This window comes from Micromonospora sp. NPDC049175, from assembly GCF_043197345.1.
GTDB lineage: Bacteria > Actinomycetota > Actinomycetes > Mycobacteriales > Micromonosporaceae > Micromonospora.
The window spans coordinates 548,185-567,390 of sequence record NZ_JBICSY010000006.1 but is presented as its reverse complement, the minus strand read 5'-3'; the positions used below and the strand labels follow the sequence as shown (position 1 = coordinate 567,390).

Annotated in this window: 12 protein-coding genes; 6 read left to right on the top strand and 6 right to left on the bottom strand. The window is 67.4% G+C overall.

Features of this window, described 5'->3' with window-relative positions; genetic code table 11:
- Positions 1 to 5: 5 nt before the first annotated feature.
- The 4 genes from ACGFH8_RS25815 to ACGFH8_RS25800 all read right to left on the bottom strand — a co-directional run bounded on the left by ACGFH8_RS25815 (position 6) and on the right by ACGFH8_RS25800 (position 5,452).
- The gene (locus ACGFH8_RS25815) at positions 6 to 404 is read right to left on the bottom strand and encodes a hypothetical protein (RefSeq protein WP_393371696.1); all 399 of its coding nucleotides are present in this window, start codon (positions 402 to 404) and stop codon (positions 6 to 8) included.
- Positions 401 to 2,884, bottom strand: a complete 2,484-nt coding sequence (locus tag ACGFH8_RS25810; RefSeq protein WP_393371694.1) for an AAA family ATPase — start codon at positions 2,882 to 2,884, stop codon at positions 401 to 403. The genes ACGFH8_RS25815 and ACGFH8_RS25810 overlap by 4 nt, the downstream gene beginning before the upstream one ends.
- 130 nt (positions 2,885 to 3,014) lie before the next feature.
- Entirely contained in the window at positions 3,015 to 4,790 is a 1,776-nt protein-coding gene (locus ACGFH8_RS25805) for a DUF6119 family protein (RefSeq protein ID WP_393371692.1), read from the bottom strand.
- Between the two features lie 95 nt (positions 4,791 to 4,885).
- Positions 4,886 to 5,452 (bottom strand): DUF4352 domain-containing protein, encoded by a 567-nt coding sequence (locus tag ACGFH8_RS25800; RefSeq protein ID WP_393371690.1) that lies wholly within the window; start codon positions 5,450 to 5,452, stop codon positions 4,886 to 4,888.
- 102 nt (positions 5,453 to 5,554) lie between these two features.
- On the opposite strand from ACGFH8_RS25800, the gene ACGFH8_RS25795 reads away from it, so the two are divergent.
- From ACGFH8_RS25795 to ACGFH8_RS25770, 6 genes are all read left to right on the top strand, one after another.
- Positions 5,555 to 7,456: an N-6 DNA methylase gene (locus tag ACGFH8_RS25795; RefSeq protein WP_393371687.1), complete on the top strand. Its 1,902-nt coding sequence runs from the start codon at positions 5,555 to 5,557 to the stop codon at positions 7,454 to 7,456.
- Between the two features lie 305 nt (positions 7,457 to 7,761).
- Positions 7,762 to 9,723, top strand: coding sequence for an N-6 DNA methylase (locus ACGFH8_RS25790; RefSeq protein ID WP_393371684.1), 1,962 nt, complete (start codon positions 7,762 to 7,764; stop codon positions 9,721 to 9,723).
- Complete coding sequence (locus ACGFH8_RS25785; RefSeq protein ID WP_393371683.1) at positions 9,720 to 10,949, top strand: restriction endonuclease subunit S; 1,230 nt, start codon at positions 9,720 to 9,722, stop codon at positions 10,947 to 10,949. The genes ACGFH8_RS25790 and ACGFH8_RS25785 overlap by 4 nt, the downstream gene beginning before the upstream one ends.
- The gene (locus ACGFH8_RS25780; protein WP_393371680.1) at positions 10,946 to 14,005 is read left to right on the top strand and encodes a type I restriction endonuclease subunit R; all 3,060 of its coding nucleotides are present in this window, start codon (positions 10,946 to 10,948) and stop codon (positions 14,003 to 14,005) included. The genes ACGFH8_RS25785 and ACGFH8_RS25780 overlap by 4 nt, the downstream gene beginning before the upstream one ends.
- 52 nt (positions 14,006 to 14,057) lie before the next feature.
- Positions 14,058 to 14,945, top strand: a complete 888-nt coding sequence (locus tag ACGFH8_RS25775) for a hypothetical protein (protein ID WP_393371677.1) — start codon at positions 14,058 to 14,060, stop codon at positions 14,943 to 14,945.
- Positions 14,946 to 14,986: 41 nt separating this feature from the next.
- Positions 14,987 to 16,576, top strand: a complete 1,590-nt coding sequence (locus ACGFH8_RS25770) for a protein kinase (protein ID WP_393371674.1) — start codon at positions 14,987 to 14,989, stop codon at positions 16,574 to 16,576.
- Here ACGFH8_RS25770 and ACGFH8_RS25765 read toward each other — a convergent pair whose 3' ends face one another.
- Both ACGFH8_RS25765 and ACGFH8_RS25760 read right to left on the bottom strand, forming a co-directional pair.
- Positions 16,577 to 18,634, bottom strand: coding sequence for a DUF262 domain-containing protein (locus ACGFH8_RS25765; RefSeq protein ID WP_393371672.1), 2,058 nt, complete (start codon positions 18,632 to 18,634; stop codon positions 16,577 to 16,579).
- Positions 18,635 to 18,745: 111 nt separating this feature from the next.
- Entirely contained in the window at positions 18,746 to 19,177 is a 432-nt protein-coding gene (locus ACGFH8_RS25760; protein ID WP_393371670.1) for a hypothetical protein, read from the bottom strand.
- Positions 19,178 to 19,206 lie beyond the last annotated feature (29 nt).

Genomic DNA, 19,206 nt, shown 5'->3' with positions numbered 1-19,206 from the left:
ACAGATCACGCGCGCGTGGTGGGCATCAGTTCTTCGAGCAGAGTGCTCACCTCGGTGTGCAGGCGACGCAGTTCCGCCGCCGTGGGGGCCAGCTCGTAGCAGTGGTGGTGGGTGGCGGCGGACAGCGTCGCCCAGGCGAACGCCACCCGGCGGGCGGTTTCGCCACCTGGGCCGAGCCGGCCGCGTAGCATCAACTGCTTCGCGCGACCCTGCCGGCACGCGGCCACGGTCGGCTTGACGCGCCGCCAGTAGCCGTCGATGCCGCCTTCGAGGGCGAGCCGGATCAGGCAGGCGCAGGCTCGTGGCCACCAGCCCGAGCTGACCGCAGCGGCGCCGAGCAGTCCGGTGCCGCGCAGCAACTGGTCGGCCGCCGCGAGGCAGCGCTGTGGCGTCGTCGCGGTCACGACAATGCCGCCGCGAGGAGGCGGGCGTCCGCGACCAGGCCGGGCAGGTCCGCCAGGTACGCCCCGTGCACGCCCTCCCGGCACGCCTGGTACGCGTTCACCGCCCGTCGTCCGTGCCGGCGGCCGAGCCAGCCGAGCACGTCGCCGCCCTTGTCGGCGTCATCGAACGCCGCCAGAGCGACAGTGGTGGCGACCCGCCGGGACGCGTTTTCGATCGCGCTCTCGATGTCGGCGTGCGGGACGCCCCGCGCCACCCGGGTCCGCCAGACCGCCCGGTGGCAGGCCGCCTCCAGCGCCGAGCGGCACAGCTCCGCGACCACCGGCCCGCGCACCTCGGCGGTGATCTCATCGCTGCACGCCAACGCGTACGCATCGTCCAGGTAGCGCGTCACCGGGTCGGAGCCGGGTCGCAGGGTCACCACCGACTTCTCCGCCCGGGTCACCTCGACGATTCGGGCCTTGCCGAGATCGAGTCGGCGCACCGCGTCTGGCAGTCGCGTGTCGTGGGTAAAAACCACCACCTGCCGCTGCTCGGCAAGTGCAGCGAGCACCCGCGCGAGACCGTCCACCTTCGACGGATCCATGCTCTGCACCGGATCGTCGACCACGATGAACCGGAACGGGCTCTCCGGGGCGCAGCTACGCGGCAGGAAGGTGGCCAGCCCGAGCGCCTGCATCTCACCCTGGCTCATCACACCCAGCGCAGTGCCGTTGTCGGCGCCGTCAACGCTTACCGGAAAGGCCACCCGCCGGCGGGTGTTCACGCCTTCCAGCGTCATCGCACCCAACTCGACGTTGCTCTCCTGCCGCAGTTGCGCCCAGATCCGCTGGGAGTGCCCGGCGAACGGCGCGACCCGCTCGTTGCGGATCTCCGTACCGGCGTCCTTCAGCCACCCGCGCGCGGCCTTCAACCGGGTCAGGGCCGCCTCCTGCGCCGGCAGGCCGCGGGCGGCGGCCACCCACTCGCGCACGTCGGCCGCCGCCGTCCGCCAGCCGGTGTCGCGCTGCCGCAGAAACCCCTCGGCGTACGCGCGGGCCGCGTCCGCCGCCGTCACCACCGCCGGGTACCGCGCGGCCAGGTGGTCGGCCAGGTCGGCTGGCTTCCCGGGTACGCGCCGCAGCGCGGCCACGGCGTCGCGCAGCGCCCCGATCGTCGGCTCCAAGCCGGGGCCCTCGGGCACCGCGAGGTCGTCGATCAGGTGGTGCGTCTGCCGCAGCAGGGTCGTCAGCCGGGTCGTCGCCGTCTGAGCGGCGACGCTGCGCTGCCGCAGCTCGGTGAGCGAACGCGCGGCGGCGGCACGCCACCCACCATCGAGGGTGCCGGTAACGCACACCGGACACGAGCCGTCGCCCTCGTCGTCGTGGTGTTCGAGGGAGAGACGAAGCAGCTCGGCGCTGCGCAGGGCGGCCCGGGACCGGCCGCCGTCGTGCCGCAGTGCCTCGGCCGCTGCCCCTCGCAGCTGGTCGGCCAGCCGGTTCACCTCGTCGACCGGCGGCGGGTCGAGAGCGGCGAGCTCCCGACAGAGCAGTACCTCCCGGTCGGCTGTCGCCTCGTCCGGCTCGTCAAGGATCGCCGTCACCGCGACGAGGTCAACCGCATCCCGGCCGCACAGCAGCGCGGCGGTCCGCCGAGCCCGGTCGTCGGCGATCCCCGAAAGCGCGTTGGCCAAGGCGGTGCGCTGTGCGCGTACCTCCTTGATCGTGGTGTCGTGCGGCCGGGCGGCGCGAAGCAGACGCTTGTCGGCGTCGGTGAGCGCGTCCAGGCCGAGGATCGCGAAGAGCGCGTCGAAGAGCTGGCTCTGCGTGCCGGCGGCGAGCCTGCCCAGCTCGGCGGCGGTGAGGAACGGCCGGTACAGCTCCAGTGGGCGGGCCAGACCCAGCTCGGAGAGTCCGTTGTGTCGGCCTCGGGCGCTGGTGACGCTCACCTCGGCGTCGGCCAACTCGGCCCCGACCGGCCAGGCACGGTGCACCCGCGTCGGCGTCGCGACCCCGTCGACCCGTAGCTCCACGTCGACCCAGCACGGGTCCGGGCTGTGCAGGTTGCGCCACCCCGTACGCCAGACGCTCGTCTTGTCGGCCCACCTGGCGCTGTCGCCGGTGAGGGCGAGCTCGACGGCCTCGGCGAAGCTGGACTTGCCGGAGCCGTTGCGGCCCACGACCAGGGTGAGGCCCGGACCGGGGTCGACCTGGAGGGTCCGCTCCGGGCCGACGCCGCGGAACCCGGCGACGGTCACCGACTTCAGCCAGATCCGCTCCGCCGGAGCGTCGCCGGTGGGAGAGCGGGGGTCGAGTCGGGTGGGGGTACCGGCGAGGGCGGCGACCACGTCGTCCTCGCTGGTCAGTGCGGCGAGGATCAGCTCGGCGGCCTCGGTCGGCACGTCGGCGGCGGCGAGCCGGTCGAAGATCAGTTCGATCAGCGGTTGGGCGTTGCGGCTCGGCAGGATAGGTGCATCAGCGGAAGTCTGGCGGGGCACAGGCATGGTCAATCTCCAGACGCATGGTCTCTGCGGACTGCCGGGGCGGCAACCCGCGCCGGAGGTGCGGAAGCTAGGGGTCGTCTACCGAGCGGTCGCCGGTTGGCGATCCTGTGGAGCTGATGTTGCGAACGGATCAGGCCGACGGGATGCCGATGACCTCGACCTCGACGCCCTCGTTGCGCAGGGACTTCATGGCCCGGTAGAGCGCGACCTGGGCGAAGGTGAAGAGCGAGTCCACGGTGAGCGGCTTGCCGGAGCCGAGCGCGATCGCGTAGATGACCTTGCGGGGCTGGAAGCCCGGGTCGATGACCCGTCCAGACGGCTGTCGCTTGACCATCTCGGCGAGCGCAGTGCGGGCGTCGGCCTCGTACCGCAGTGCGTCGACCGACACCGCGCCCTGTGCGAACAGGTGGCTCAAGGCCGAGCTGCCCTTGGCCCGCTTGACGTGAATCAGCTCGTCGTTGGGCCCGAGCAGGTCGCAGGCCTCGATACGGTGGGGGTGCTGGTTCGTCCGCAGCAGCCGCCGGTCGAGCAGGGTCAGACCGCAGACCTCGGCGGCGTGGACGTTGTACGCCTCCTCGTCCGTCAGGTCGGCGGTCCAGGCCGGGAGCGCGAAGCTGGCCGGGTGGGTCAGGATCTGCTCGATCTCGTCGCGGAGGAACTTCCGGTGCCGGTCGCCGATCTCGTACCAGCCGCCCTCGTGCAGCAGGAGCTGACTCTCACCGTGCGCCAGCTGCGCGGTGATCCACCGCGATGCCGCAGTGGAGCCGATCTCCTCTTGGCCGGCCGCATCCGCGTAGAGGGTGACGCGCCCATTGCAGAGCGACGTCCACCGCTCGCCGTCCGGGACGCCCTCGGTCTGCGCGAGGACATCCGCCAGCGTGAGCTCCGGCAGACGCGCCGGAGCGAGGCCGGACTTCGGCACCCGAAGCTTGTACGACTGGACCCGCTCGATCTCGCTGAAGACTCGGCCCGGCACGGCCAGCCCGACCTCCGCCGGATCCGGCAACATGAGCAGCCGGTCGAGCTGCCCCTCCACCTTCGACAGACGGGGATCCCGGGCCGACACCGGTCGGATCTGGGTGATGAACTCCAGGTCAGCGAAGGGTGCCTCCTGCCTGTGGACCCGGTCGATCTCCCGCAGGTCGGCGAGCAGGCTCGCGGGCTCGACACCGACGTGGATGCGAAGGGTGTCGCTGCCCTCGACCGGGGTGGCCTTACCCGTGGACCGGCAGACGGTGAGGTTCGGGTTGTACGTCCGCCCGCAGACCTGGCCGACGATCTCGCCCCACTTGTCGATGCCGTACATCCGGATGTGCTGGCCGCCCGGGACCATGTTGCGGTCGACCCGTCCGGTAGTGCCGAACACCCGTCGGCGTACCTGCTTGATCTCGGCGGGGGCGAGCGAGCGCACCGCGAAGCCGATCCCGAAGCCCGGGTTGGCCAGGTCCAGATCGACCATGTGCCGGCCGACGGTGCCGTAGGCGAGCGCGTAGACGTGGTCGTCGACCGCGACGAGCAGCGCGGCACCGCCGCTGCTGAACCCCAGGTCGGTCGTCTCCCCGGTCAGCGAGGCGAGCACGTCGCACCAGTCGGCCCGCTGGCGTGGCACGGTCCCGTGCACCAGCAGCGCCGGCGCACCGGCCACCAGGCGCTCGTCGACCATGAAGTCGTGCCGTCGCACATACCGGTGGTTCACCGCGTCATGCAGACCGTCGACGGTCGGCGCCACCCGTTCGAGCTGGTAGACCGACGTCAGGTAGGTGCCCTCCTGCCGTTCGGGCAGGTCCAGGTCGAAGAGGGTGGGTGCTTCGTAGGGCGGATGGGTGACGTCCTTGCGGACGACACGGCGGTTGGTTGGTCTGGTCGTAGTGGCTCTGGGCGTGGTCGGCTGGCTCGCACGGCGCACGTCGATCTCCTCGCGTTGAGAATCGGGGTGGCGGTGGTGCGGGTGAGGGGTGCGCCGAGGACGGGCTTCGCGGGTCCCGCCCTCGGCGCTGGTGGTCAGCTCAGGGCGACGGTGACACCGCCGGAGAACATCGAGTCGTGCAGCTCGAGCTTGGTGAGCTTGACGTTCTTCGGGATGTCGAAGACGACGACGCCGTTGACCTGGTTGCCGGGGTTGATGTCGTTGAGGAACGTCTCGGCGTTCTTGTTGGCGTAGATGGCCGCGCCGGAGTCGGCGGAGTACTCGGTGCCGTCGGCCGCGTACGCCTTCTGGCTGCTGCCATCGAACATCTGCGCCTCCTTGCCGATGTTCTTCACGTTAAGCGTGAACAGGCAGAACTGGCCCTGCGCCTTCTGGCCGAGCGGGTCGCTGCCGACCTTGGCGACGCCGCACTTGGACGACTTCACCGTGAACTCGAACTTCCCGTCCCGGGCGGGCTGGCCGATCTTGGCGGTCGTCGTCCCCTTCTCCTCGGCCTTGGCACCGGCCTTGTCGCTGGCGGTGGTGCCCGCCTTGGCGCCGTCGTCGCTGCTGGAGCTGCTTGCCTTGTCGGCGGCACCGGAGCCGCAGCCCAGGGCGATGAGGCCGGTGGCGAGCAGAGCCAGAGGGGTGGTCTTGCGCATCGTTGTCCTCCTGAAGTGAGCGTTGCGGGATCAATAAGAGCATCGTCCGACAACACTGTCAACAGACATTCCCGCGCTTGACAGATGTGCGAGACTTTCGGCGTGGAGAACCCGACCGTCACGGCAGCGGAGATCGCCCGGCTCGCCGGCGTCGGTCGTGCTGCCGTCAGCAACTGGCGTAAACGGCACCCCGAGTTCCCCGCCCCGGTGGGCGGGACGACGGCGAGCCCCGAGTTCGACCTGATCCAGGTCGAGCAGTGGTTACGCGCCCAGGGCAAGCTCCCCGAGCTCGCCACCGCCGACCGGCTCTGGCGCCACCTCGCCGCAGCCAGCGACTCCGCAGCCGGCGGTCTCGCCGCCGTCGGTGCCCTGTTGCTGGCCCGTCAACGTGGCTCCCGCACCGGCAGCGTCGACGGGCAGCTTGCCCCGCTGCTGCCCGACGTCGACGCCCTCGCCGACGAGCTGGGCGCGCAGGGCGCGTTCGACGAGCTGTGGCAGCGGTTCTCCGCGCCAGGCCCCGGCCGCCCCTTCGCCACCCCCGACGACCTCGCCGACCTGATGATCGGGCTCGCCAACGTCGGCGGCGGCTCAGTGCTCGACCCGGCCGCCGGCTCCGGTGCCATCCTGCGGGCCGCCGTCCGCGCCGGCAGCACCTCCGTCTACGGGCAGGAACTCGACGACGACCTCGCCCGCCTTGCCGGCCTGTGGCTGGCCCTGCACGACGTACCGGGGGAGGTCAGCACCGGTGACTCACTGCGCGCCGACGCCTTCGCCGGCCGCGCCGTCGATGCCGTCGTCTGCCACCCACCGTTCGGCGCGACCAACTGGGGAGACGAGGAACTCGGTCACGACCCCCGCTGGATCGTCGGCACCACACCCCGTACCGAACCGGAGCTGGCCTGGGTGCAACACGCACTGGCGCACCTGCGGGTCGGCGGGCACGCCGTCCTGCTGATGCCACCCACGGTCGCCAGCCGCCGCGCCGGCAAACGCATCCGCGGCGAACTGCTGCGTCGAGGTCACCTGCGCGCCGTCATCGCGCTGCCGCCGGGCGTGGCGGCGCCACACGGCGTCCCCCTGCACCTGTGGGTGCTGCAACGCGCCGCGACCGACGCGCCGCCACCGGCGCGGGCCCTGCTGATCGACGCCGCCGGCGGCGACCTGACCGACACCGCACCACGCGTGCTGGCCGCGTGGCGGGCCTTCGCCGCCGCCCCCGACGGCGACGTCGAGGAGGCCGGGTTCGCCCGCCCGGTCCCGGTCATCGAACTGCTCGACGAGGAGGTCGACCTCACCCCCGCACGCCGGCAACCCGCCGTCGTGGGCGAGGCTTCCGGAGAGCATCTGGTACGCACCAGAGAACGACTGGCCGCCATCGTCGGCGAGCTGCCGGCGCTGCTACCGCAGGTCGCGCCCGCGCCCAGCGGGCCGGCTGGCCTCTTCCTCACCGTGGGGGAGTTGGCGAAGACCGGGGCCCTACAACTGATCGGCCCGGTCCGCGCCGGCACGTCCCCACCTGCACCCGACGGGCCGTTGGTGCTCACCGTCCAAGACGTGCTTGCCGGGGTGGAAGCGTCCGGACGGGTCGACGACCGGTTCGGACAGGTGATCCCCCTGGCGGTGGGGGACGTGGTGGTGCCGATGATCGCGCGGCAGCTCACCGCGGGGGTGGTCACCGCCGAAGGGGCGCTGTTGGGGCGCAACCTCTACCTGCTGCGGCCCAACCCGGCTGCGTTGGATCCGTGGTTCCTGGCCGGCCAGCTGCGGACGTCGGCGAACGAAAAACAGTCTTCGAGTCTGTCAGGGACAATGCGGTTCGACATTCGACGCGCGCAGGTGCGGCGACTGTCGCTCGGCGAGCAGCGGGTTCACGGCGACGCGTTTCGACGCCTTGACGCCTTCGAGTCGGCGATCCGGCAGGCCGCCTCACTGGGGGCGGAGCTGGCGCAACTGACCGCTGACGGGTTGGCGCGAGGGACGATCCGTCCGGACGGCGCCCGGTGACCGCGGACTGCCCCGCATACTCGCCCGCATAGTGGCCCGAATGGCGTCGGATATCCGACGGCGACACAGCGCTTCGGTGACAAACGCGGAAACCTGGCGGCCCGGGAGCACGTCCAGCTGTTCGGCCACGTCATCGGGGACGGAAGTCATCACACCCGACTCATGCTCGCGAACCTAACGAGACACGAACCCTCCGTCAGCGACGAACCGCTGACACTCGGTTGATCATCTCCACCGAGTGGGGGACCCCGACGACGCGGGCCAGCCGCAATACTCCTGAACTTGAGGCAAACGAAAGGAACCTGGTGAGCACCAAGCACCAAGAGCTCGCGAACTTCATCTGGTCAGTCGCCGACCTGCTCCGCGGCGACTACAAGCAGTCCGAGTACGGTCGGGTGATTCTCCCCTTGACCGTGCTGCGTCGACTCGACTGCGTGTTGGAGCCGACGAAGGACGCGGTGCTCGCCCGGCACGTCCAGCTCAAGGACATGGGTGTACAGAACATGGACCCGGTGCTGCGCAAGACAGCCGGGCTGTCGTTCTACAACACGAGCGAGATGTCCTTCCGCAAGATCCTCGGCGACCAGGACCACGTCGCGCTCAACCTGCGTGCCTACATCGGCGGCTTCTCGCCCGGCGCGGTCGACGTGCTGGAGAAGTACGGCTTCGACACCCAGATCAGCCGCCTCGCTGAAGCGGGGCTGCTCTACCAGGTGGTCGCGAAGTTCGCCGACATCGACCTGCACCCGGACGTGGTCTCCAACCACCAGATGGGCTACGTCTTCGAGGAGTTGATCCGCCGCTTCTCCGAAATCAGCAACGAGACCGCCGGTGAGCACTTCACGCCGCGCGAGGTCATCAAGCTGATGGTCAACCTGCTGCTCGCGCCTGACGAGGACGAACTGGTTACGCCGGGCATTGTCCGTAAGGTCTACGACCCGGCCTGTGGCACCGGCGGCATGCTCAGCGAGGCCCAGGACCACATCCAGGAGCACAACCCGCATGCCACCGTCGAGGTGTACGGGCAGGAACTCAACGGCGAGACGTACGCGATCTGCCGGTCCGACATGATGCTCAAGGGCGGCGACCCGACGAAGATCGCCTACGGCAACTCGTTCAGCCAGGACGGCCACGAGGACGAACGCTTTGACTACATGCTCGCCAACCCACCGTTCGGGGTGGAGTGGAAGAAGGTCGAGAACTACATCAAGGCGGAGCACGCCCGCGGCCATGCCGGCCGGTTCGGCGCGGGCCTGCCCCGGATCAACGACGGCTCGCTGCTGTTCCTCCAGCACATGGTTTCAAAGATGAAGCGCCCCGAGGACGGCGGCAGCCGGCTTGCGATCGTCTTCAACGGCTCGCCGCTGTTCAGCGGGGCTGCCGGGTCGGGGGAGTCGGAGGTCCGCCGCTGGGTCCTGGAGAACGACCTCCTGGAGGGCATCGTCGCTCTGCCTGACCAGCTTTTCTACAACACCGGCATCTCCACCTACTTCTGGATCCTCACCAACCGGAAGGACCCGGCCCGCCGGCGCAAGGTCGTGCTGCTCGACGGTCGAGACTACTGGACCAAGATGCGCAAGAGCCTTGGCGACAAGCGCAAGATGCTCACCGACGAACACATCGCCGAACTGACCCTGGCGTACGTCGACGCATTGTCCATCGCGGACGACCCGGAGCACCCGCAGCACGCCAAGGTGAAGGTCTTCAAGACCACAGACTTCGGCTACCAGCGGATCACCGTCGAGCGCCCGCTGCGGTTGCGCTTCGAGGTCACCGAGGAGACGGTCGCGCTGCTTGCGGAGGCGAAGGCGGTACTCAAGTATGCAGAGCGGGAGTCGCTGCTGGCGGCGGCGAAGTCGCTAATCGGTGTGAAGTCTGGGACGCGTGCCGAGTTCGCGATGGAGCTGAACGGGCTTGGCAAGTTGCCGGCGGTGTTGGAGAAGGCAGTGTGGGAGGCGTTCTCGGTCAGCGACCCGGAGGGGGAGCTGCAGACCGACCGCAAGGGCAAGCAGATGGCAGACGCAGACCTGCGGGACAACGAGAACGTGCCGCTGGACGAAGACATCCACGACTTTCTTAAGCGAGAGGTGGTGCCGCACGTCCCCGACGCCTGGATCGACGAGACAAAGACCAAGATCGGGTACGAAATCCCCTTCTCGCGCCACTTCTACGTCTACAAGTCCCCACGCCAATTGGTCGAGATTGATGCGGATATCAGGGCGCTCGAAGCGGAGATTCAGGCTCTCTTGAGCGAGGTGACCCTATGAGGTCGCTGCTCCACCTCGCCCGTTATCAAAATGGGCGTGCGTTCGGTTCCCAGGAGCTGGGACAAGTAGGTGTTCCCATTGTGCGCATCCGTCAGCTAGTGGACCCTGCCGCGGATATAGACTACTTCGACGGCTATGTCCATCCACGGAACGTCATTGATAATGGTGACTTGATCTTCTCGTGGTCTGGCTCGTTGGTGGTCCGTCTCTGGGACCGAGGACAAGCTGCTCTGAATCAGCATCTCTTCAAGGTGCTGCCCGCCTACGACGTCGACAAGCGATGGCTCCGATGGGTACTGGAAGGCTCGATGCCACGCTTTTTGGGGCTCATGCATGGCTCGGCAATGACCCACCTCACAAGCAATATGCTACGAGACGTCAAGGTCGATGTCCCGTCCCTGGATGAGCAGCGACGCATTGCCGATTTCCTCGACGACGAGATGGATCACATCTCAAAGGCTTCATCGGCACACCAGCGCCTACGAGCAACCTTGGCGGAGCGGCGCTTTGCGTTCGTTCATCACGCAGTAACAGGGGCCCACATCCCAAGGGCTCGTGTCGCTTCTGATCTTGGCTGGCTCTCGTCGCTTCCGTCGGGCTGGCGAACTGTCCCGCTGAAGTACGTAGCCAAGCTTGGGAGCGGACACACGCCGAGTCGGACCGTGTCCGAGTATTGGAAAGATTGCAACATACCCTGGATATCTCTATTCGATGTGGGTCGAATGCGGGACGTACGCCAAGAGTGCATGACGAATACCAGTCAACAGATTAGTGAACTGGGGATGGCAAACTCTTCGGCCTGTCTGCATCCTGCTGGCACCGTCGTCCTATCTCGCACCGCATCCGTCGGGTTCTCAACGATAATGGGAACGAATATGGCGGTCAGTCAGCATTTCGTCACTTGGACCTGTGGTCCGCGGCTTCTGCCTGAGTACCTGCTCTTCCTGTTGCGGAGCATGAGTCAGTACTTCGAGAGCGTGCAGGTGGGGACGACCAATGTGACGGTCTTCATGCCTGATTTGCACTCGATCCGTATCCCTCTGCCGTCTGTGGTTGAGCAGCGATCGATCGTTGAAGAAATTCACACTAGGACCGGCCGCATCGATGCGCTAGATGATGTCCTGAAGCGTCAAATCGCACTACTTGAAGAGCGACGGCAAGCGCTGGTAACGGCGGCGGTCAACGGCCAAGTCGGAGTGACGACGACGCGGGGGGTGGAGGTATGAGTCCTCTCCATCACGAGCGGTCGTTCGAGGCGACGATAGCGGCGTCATTGCTCCTCACGGGGTGGTTGCGTGGGGCGGCCGGCAACTTCGACCGACAGCTCGGGCTTGACACCGCTGAACTGTTTGCCTTCATTAAGGCCACGCAGGCGGACAAGTGGTCGAAGCTGCTGGCGTACCACGGCAACAACCCGGACGAGGCGCAGCGGGACTTCGCCCAGTACCTCGCCAGGCAAGTCGACGAGCGTGGCCCCCTCGATGTCCTCCGCCGTGGCGTCAAGGACAAAGGCGTCCTCATCAAGCTGGCCTACTTCAAGCCCGCCCATGCCATCACTGAAGACGCGCTCAAGCTATACCGCGCCAACCGTCTCACCGTCATCCGCCAGCTCGCCTACTCGACGAGCAGCAAGAACACCCTCGACCTGGTCCTCTTCGTCAACGGCATCCCCCTCGCCACGGCCGAGCTGAAGAACCCGCTCACCGGTCAGACTGTCGAGGATGCCAAGAAGCAGTACCGCGAGACCCGCGACTCGAAAGAACTGCTCTTCGCGAGGCGTACCCTCGTGCACTTCGCCGTGGATCCCGACCTGGTCTTCGTCACGACGAAGCTGGCGGGCGACAAGACCCGGTTCCTGCCCTTCAACACCGGCTCCGAGGGGCCGGGCGTCTCCGGCGGCGCTGGCAACCCCCCGGCGGGGGCGTCCGGTTACCGCAGCTCCTACCTCTGGGAGCAGATCTGGCACCCGGACACCTGGATGGACCTCGTCCGGCGGTTCCTGCACACCGACAAGGAATCCAAGGCGCTGATCTTCCCGCGCTACCACCAGTGGCACGCGGTGACCAACCTGGCCGACCACGCCGCCCGCAACGGCTCCGGCCACAACTACCTGGTTATGCACTCGGCCGGATCGGGCAAGTCGAACACCATCGCCTGGCTGGCGCACCGGCTCTCTAGCCTGCACACCGCGCCCACCCTTGACGAAGACGCCCGGGCCAAGGGGCTGCGCCCCAACGAGCCGGTCTTCGACAAGGTCATCATCATCACCGACAGGGTAGTGCTGGACCGGCAGTTGCAGGACACGGTCTTCCAGTTCGAGCACGTGCCCGGCGTGGTGCAGCGAATCGACAAGGACTCTGCCCAGCTCGCTGCCGCTCTCCAGGGCGAGACCGCCAAGGTCGTCATCACCACCATGCAGAAGTTCCCCTACGTCCTCAACCAGGTGCAGGGGCTCCGCGGGAAGCGATTCGCCGTCATCGTCGACGAGGCACACTCGTCGCAGTCCGGCGACTCGGCCGCCGCGCTGAAGAAGGTGCTGCTGAAGCTCGGCAGCGACGACGTCGACTCGTCTGGTGACCTGCTCACCGCGTCGGCGCTGGCCCGGGGTCGACACGAGACGCTGTCGTACTTCGCGTTCACCGCCACCCCGAAGCCGAAGACCCTGGAGCTGTTCGGCACGCCGCACCCGGTGGCCGGCAACCCGCAGCCGTTCCACACGTACTCGATGCGGCAGGCCATCGACGAGGGCTTCATCCTCGACGTGCTGCGCAATTACCTGACCTACAAGTCGTACTGGAAGTTGGCCAACGCCAACCCCGACGACCCGGAGGTCGACCCGAAGAAGGCCGGGGCTCAGCTCGCCCGCTTCGCCAGCCTGCACCCCACCATGCAGGCGCAGAAGGCCGAGATCATCGTCGAGCACTTCCGCAAGCACACCGCTCCGCGCCTGGGCAACCGCGCCAAGGCCATGGTGGTCACCAGCTCGCGCGAGGCCGCCGTCCGCCTGCACACTGCCATCAAGAAGTACGTCGAGATGCAGGGCTACGTCGGGTGCGACGCCTTGGTTGCCTTCTCCGGCGACTTGGAGGTCGACGGCGTCGAGCACACCGAGGCGCGGAGCAACGGCTTCAGCGAGGGCGAGTTGCCCGAGCGGTTCGCGTACACCGCCGCCGACGACAAGCATGCTGGCACGCCCAAGGCCAAGCAGCCGACCGAGTATCGGATCCTGGTCGTTGCCGAGAAGTATCAGACCGGCTTCGACCAGCCGTTGCTCACCACGATGTACGTCGACAAGCTGCTCAAGAACGTTGCCGCCGTGCAGACCCTGTCCCGGCTAAACCGCACCCATCCGCTCAAGGCCCAGGGTGACGTCTTCGTCCTCGACTTCGTCAACGAGGCCGGCGACATCGCCGAGCACTTCAAGCCGTACTTCGAAACCGCCGCCACCACCCCCACCGACCCCAACCTGCTCTACACCGCCCAGAACGCGGTGACGGCCTATCCCGTCCTGGTCAACTCGGAGATGCAGGCGTACGTCGACGCCCTCCTCGCCGCCGAGCAGAAGGCAACCAGCGACACCGCGCTTCAGCGGGCTCACGGGGCGCTCTACCGCTTCACCGAGCCGGCCGTCCAGCGCTTCAACGCCCTGGCCGCCGACGACTCGGAGGCTGCGGATGCCTTCCGGTCCGCGCTGCGCGACTACACCCGGATGTACGCGTTCCTCAGCCAGGTAGTGCCCTACCACGACGAGGATCTGGAACGGCTCTACCTGTACGGGCGCGCACTGCTCAACCGGTTGCCCCGGCGGCAGGATCCGAGTGTCGACATTGGTGAGGTGGAGCTGACTCATCTGCGGGTCAGCAAGACCGGCGAGCATGACGCGTCGCTGTCGCCCGAAGGTGAGCAGATGCTGCCTGGCTTCCTCGGCGGGGCAGCGGGCCAGCAGCACGACCTGGAAAAAGTCGTGTTGTCTGAGCTGATCGACGCGTTCAACGACAGGTTCGGCATCGGGCTGGGCGAGTCGGACAAGGTCTGGGTCGAGCAGCAGATCGTCGCGCTCGCCGAGGATGGCACCCTTGAAGCCGCCGCGATGGTCAACGACGAGAGCAACTTCGGTGTGGTCTGCGACAAGCGTATCGAGGACGTGATCCTGTCCCGGCATGACGACAACGGCAAGCTGATGCAGCGCTATCTGGACGATGACAGCCTGCGCTCCCAACTGAACCAGTTCGCCCGCCGGCAGGCGTACCAGATGATCCGCCGCCGCAAGGGCATCGCCTGAGCGCTCAGACCTGCCGCCTGCCGAATCCCTCGAGAAAGGCAACGTCCTCTTGGTGTCGTCAGAAAACTACGTCCACTTGTGGATTGCCAGTGACGCGAAGGCCACCGCGGCCGCGTTGACCGAGGTGGGAGTCAGAGGCCGAGCCCGTGTGCACGAGTGGGGCAGCGTCACCGACATCACCCCGGAAGCCCCGATGAGCCGGGAGGCCGCGAGCCGCCGGGCCGCCCAGCAGATCATGCTGCTGGCGGTCGTCTTCGGTGGACTGTGCATGGCCGGCGGTGGGGCGTACGCCGGGATGCTCATTTCAGGCGGGCTCGTTCTCGCCGTGGTGGCGATCGTCGGCTCGGTCAGGGCCGAGCAGCCAGGCAGGGTCAGGACGCCGAACATGCGTAGCTTCCCCGACATCCACCGGGTGCTGACCACACCCCAGGAGCAGCGGACATTCCGGGCGCTGGTCAAGCTCGCCGAGCGAGTTGGTCGCACGCTGCCTGAGCTTGACGAGCTGGTGGAGCCGAACGAGGCCGGGGAGCTTTTGGCGCAAGCCCTGTGGGACGGTGCCAAGGACCTCGCTCGCAAGCAGGAGATCCGGGCTGTTCGCGACGACCTGCGACGGCACGAGACGCACGCCTCAGACGAGTCGAGCCGTGCCCATCGCGATCTCATGCACCAGCGGCAGCAGGCAGACGCGCTGTGGGAAGAGGTCAACGGCGACCTCGCAAGGCTTGTCGCGCAGCTGACCGCCGCTGCCGAGTCTGGCGAAATGTTCATCCGGGACCGTGACCTGGATGTCACCCTGCAGCGGACCGAGAAGGCGCTCGCCGAGCTGTCCACCGACCTCATGGTCGGCACCTCCGGTGCCAGTGAACAACTCGCAGACGAGACGACGGCGGTGCTCAACGCCTACCGCGAACTGAATGACTTGTACGGTGGCAAGCACTAACAGCACCCACAGCTGCAATTGACCGCGACAGTGAGGGCTTGATGCGGGCACAGGAGCGCGTCGCCGACCGGTACGAACTGACGTACCCGCTCGGTCATGGCGGCATGGGGGAGGTGTGGGGTGGTTTCGACGAAAAGCTCGACCGGCCCGTCGCCATCAAGTTCCTCCGCAAGCTCACCATTCCTGAGAACGAGCGGGACAACGCCGTCGAACGGTTCATGCGGGAGGCGCGAGTCACCGCCCGGCTGGACCACCCCGGGGTGCCCAGCGTCCACGACGTCGGCCACCACGGCGACGACGTCTACATCGTCATGCAGCTCGTACCGGGCTTGCTTCTCTCTGATCTGATCGCCGAGCGTGGCCGGCTCGCCGTGCCCTGGGCAGCCGCCATCGGCGCGCAGATCTGCTCGGTGCTCGCCGTCGCGCACGCCGCCTCTCTGGTGCACCGGGACCTCAAGCCGCAGAACCTGATGGTTACCCCGACCGGATCGGTCAAGGTCCTCGACTTCGGGGTGGCAGCGCTGCTCGGCCCGGACGTGCCCCGGCTGACCGCCACCAGCCACACGCTCGGCACGCCCACCTACATGGCTCCCGAACAGGCGCTCAACAGCGCCGTCGGGCCTCGGGCCGACCTCTACGCGCTGGGTTGCGTGCTGTTCGAGCTGCTAACGGGCCAGCCGCCGTACCGCGCGGAAAGCGCGCTCGGCCTGCTGCACCGACACCTGAACGACCCGATTCCGTCGGTCAACGACCATCGCGCCGGTGTGCCCGATGGTCTCGTGCGGCTTGTCGGCCGGCTGCTCGCCAAGGACCCGCAGGACCGGCCCGGATCCGCCGCCGAGGTGTATGAGCTCTTGGCGCCGCTCGGAGTAGTCGAGCCTGGCGTGGCCGACGACCTGGCGGTAGCGGTCGCGGACGGTCACTCCGTCGATCCGACAATGCCCCACCGTTATCCGTTCGGCCCGCTACCGCCCCGTGCGCCGATGGTGCCGACCAGAGTGGACATCGTCAGGCCGCGCTCGGTACCAGAGGTTGTCGGGCCGTTGTCCCTCGACGAGTTGGCCGAGGTCGAGGAGCGTGCCTGGGAGTTGGCCGAGGATGAGCGGTTCACACAGGCCGCCGACCTGCTCGAAACAGCGTTGCGTCCGGTGAGGCAGGGGCACGGCGCCAAACAACCGAGGATCTTGGAGCTGCGCCTCCACCTAGCCAACCTGTATGTCCTCGCCGGGGCGTTCCGGCAGGCGCTGCCAGAGTTTCAACGACTCGTTCCCGACTTGGGGGAACGCCCGGTCCCCGACCAGGAGCTGATCTGGCAGTGCCGGCAGCAGGCAGCGGTGTGCCAGGCCGAGCTGGGCGAGACGACAGCCGCGCTTGCCGAGTTGCGGTCGCTGCTCGCCGAGCAGCAGCAGCTCATGTCGCAGGACTCGCCAGAGCTGTTCGCGCTGCGGCAGCAGATCGCCATGCTCGCCGCCGGCGTCGGCGACGTCACCGACGCATGTCGCCAGCTCAAAGGCCTCCGGTGGGACGTGCACCGGCAGTACGGATCGCACTCAGCCGCTGCCGCTGAAGTGGAGGCGCTGCTGGATCACCTCGACCGGCTGGGCGAGGACTCGATGCGTACAGAACGCTGACTACCGCTCGACCTGCGCCTTTCTGGCACCCCGTACGCCGCGCTCGTTGACGCCCGGCTCGACACCGGGCACCGTGCATCTTCCCGTGAGCGGGAAGAGTCGGGCCGAGATCGCCCCCGCCGACGGAAATTCGTCGCCGTACTCCTCGCTGCGGTGGGTTCTGATTTGGTTGATCGTCAGGAACCCGCCCGGGGCGAGTGAGGTGAAGGCCGAAATGATGTGGGCGCCGATGTCGCGTCGCTGGGACCGGCGGATGTGCGGCGCTTCCTCGGTCAAGGCATGGCGCGTGTCGTCCCCCTGATCGCGCGCCTCGGCGGCCGCGGCCGGATCGATCCCGAGAAGCTCGAGGAGACGCTCGCGCATCAGCGCTCGCCGCCGATCGTAGAACGCCAGGAAGTCGGTCAGCGGCGGCAGCTCGCCAAGGTCGTTGCGGTACAGGTAACCGGCCTGAGCGGCGGGATCAGGGTAGGCCCGTTGGACCCACTCCCAGGGCAGGGCAGCCCGCTTGTCGACATTCTCCGTGCCCTCCAGGAGCTGGAGGTTGGCCAGCCGGTCGACCCGCTCGAGGTAGGCGGGAATGTCCTGGTCAGCGATCCCCGCAGCGCGCAGCCGGGCTGCGGTGAATCTGCTGCGTGGGTATACGTGGTCGACATGGAACGCGTTGCGTACGTCGATGCCCGGATAGAGCAGCGCCAGCAGCGCGAACGACTTCGTCGCTCCGTACTTGAGGTCGAGCAGATCGTCGATCTCGAGTGGATCGAAGCGGAGAGGTTTGCTCTGTCGCGACATCTCCCGTTCGAGGGACTCACGGGGAAACCCGGTGCGCGCTTCCGCGTCCAGCACCGCTCGGAGCCCACCGAGCAGCGTGTCGAGCCCGCTGCCCCAGATGCCACCCTTGATCACGGCCCGGAGCAGCCATCGGCGGATTTCCGCTCGGTCCTGGGCGTCGGCCGCTCGGCGCAGGTAGCCCGTGTCGAGCCGGCGGAGGTGTGCGTAGTGGGCGAGTGGGATGATCACGCTGTTTGCGGGCAGCGTGGCGGAGGAGAAACCGAAATCGCTGAGTAGCTGGGCCGCGAGTCGTAGCGCTCGCTCGATGTCGTCCCAGCCCTCTTCCATGGCGAGCATCGTGTGGCGGTCGAAGTTGTCGACCCTGAACCGGATGTCGCTTCTGCCCAGCAGGACCAAGCCGCTCTTCAGGACGCTGTTCTTGTCGAGGCTGAAGCCCTGCCCAGTGCGGTTGAGGTCGTCAACCAGCGCGTGAATCTCCTCCCGTGCGTCCCGCTCTCGCCACTGTGACGTGGCGATGCTCAGCAGCAGGTCGCTGAAGGAGAGGGGGACCGCGCCGCTGTTGACCCGAATGAAGATGTTGAGCACCTTCTCGAGACTCTGATCCTCTTCCTCGAAGTAATTGATCAGCGTCTGGCGTTTGACGACCTCGTAGAGCTTGAAGAGCACCCGTCCGGCGGCGTTGGGTAGCTCGTGGCGAGCCGTGATGTCGAAGACCTGGTCACCCTCGCTGATGCTTCGGATCTCCGAGACCGGGAACCAGAACGTGCCTGCGTCGCGGGCCTTGGCCTCATCGGAGGTCAGGAAGCGGAAGTGGTAGGCAAGCTCCAGCTCGTCATCGTCGCCCCGGGCCAGCAGGTTGATGTGGAGCCGCTTCGTCGGGTAGGCGAGGGGATTGTTCACCCTCATTCTCGGCAGCCTCTCGGCGTACGAGCCACGGAGGCCGATGTTAAGTGCCGTCAGCCGCTGCTGACCGTCGAGTATGGCGGTCACGTCCTTGCCGCGTTCGACGTCGAGAGTCGGGCAGTGCGGCGAGTTCTTTGCGTGATAGGTCCGCACGAAGTCGTAGAAGGTATAGGACTTGACCTTGTCCCCGTTGACCTTCCAGAACAGGAACGATCCGATCGGGTAGCCACGCATGAGGCTGTCGAACAGCTTGCAGATCCGGTCGGGTCCCCAGACGAACTCGCGCTGAATCGCGGGAAGGACATAGTCGTGCCGGGCCATCCGCTCAAGCGCGGCGGCAATCGTGATGGGTGCCTGAAACGGCACGTGACCTCCCTGGTCCGTCACCGGCAAGTGCGGAAAATTAGCGGGTGAACGAGCACCTTCCCATGCGGGGGCCGGTGCCGCCAGGCCGCTTGGATCGGCTCGGCGTGCGTCTCAGTAGGAGCGCGTGATTGCTGCGTGGGTGCCGGCGACAACGCTGGCGTTGTGTCGCTCCACGGCACGGGCTGCGAGTAGGGAGCCTAGGACCAGGTAGGCGATCCAGGTCAGGGGCATCGTCACGATGCCGACGAAGAAGAATAGGAGGAGGAAGTTGATCCAGAAGAGCCCCCAAAAGGACAGCATCAGGATGACACCGGAAGATGTTCGACCGGCATACAGGTTGCCCACGCCGAAGATGCCGAAGAGGCCCAGGACCAGCTCAAGGGCGACGGCAGCACCGGCAGATTTCTGCGGTACGAGCACCGCCTGGGGCACGACGTACACCGACTGCGTCGGTACCGGAACGTGATGGTGCTGAGCAACGGGGACTGGTAGATGCTCGGTCTGCGCCGGCTGCCACTGTTGGTAGGGGTCGGGATGAGTCACTGCACGAGTCTCGCGTGAGAATAGTCCGC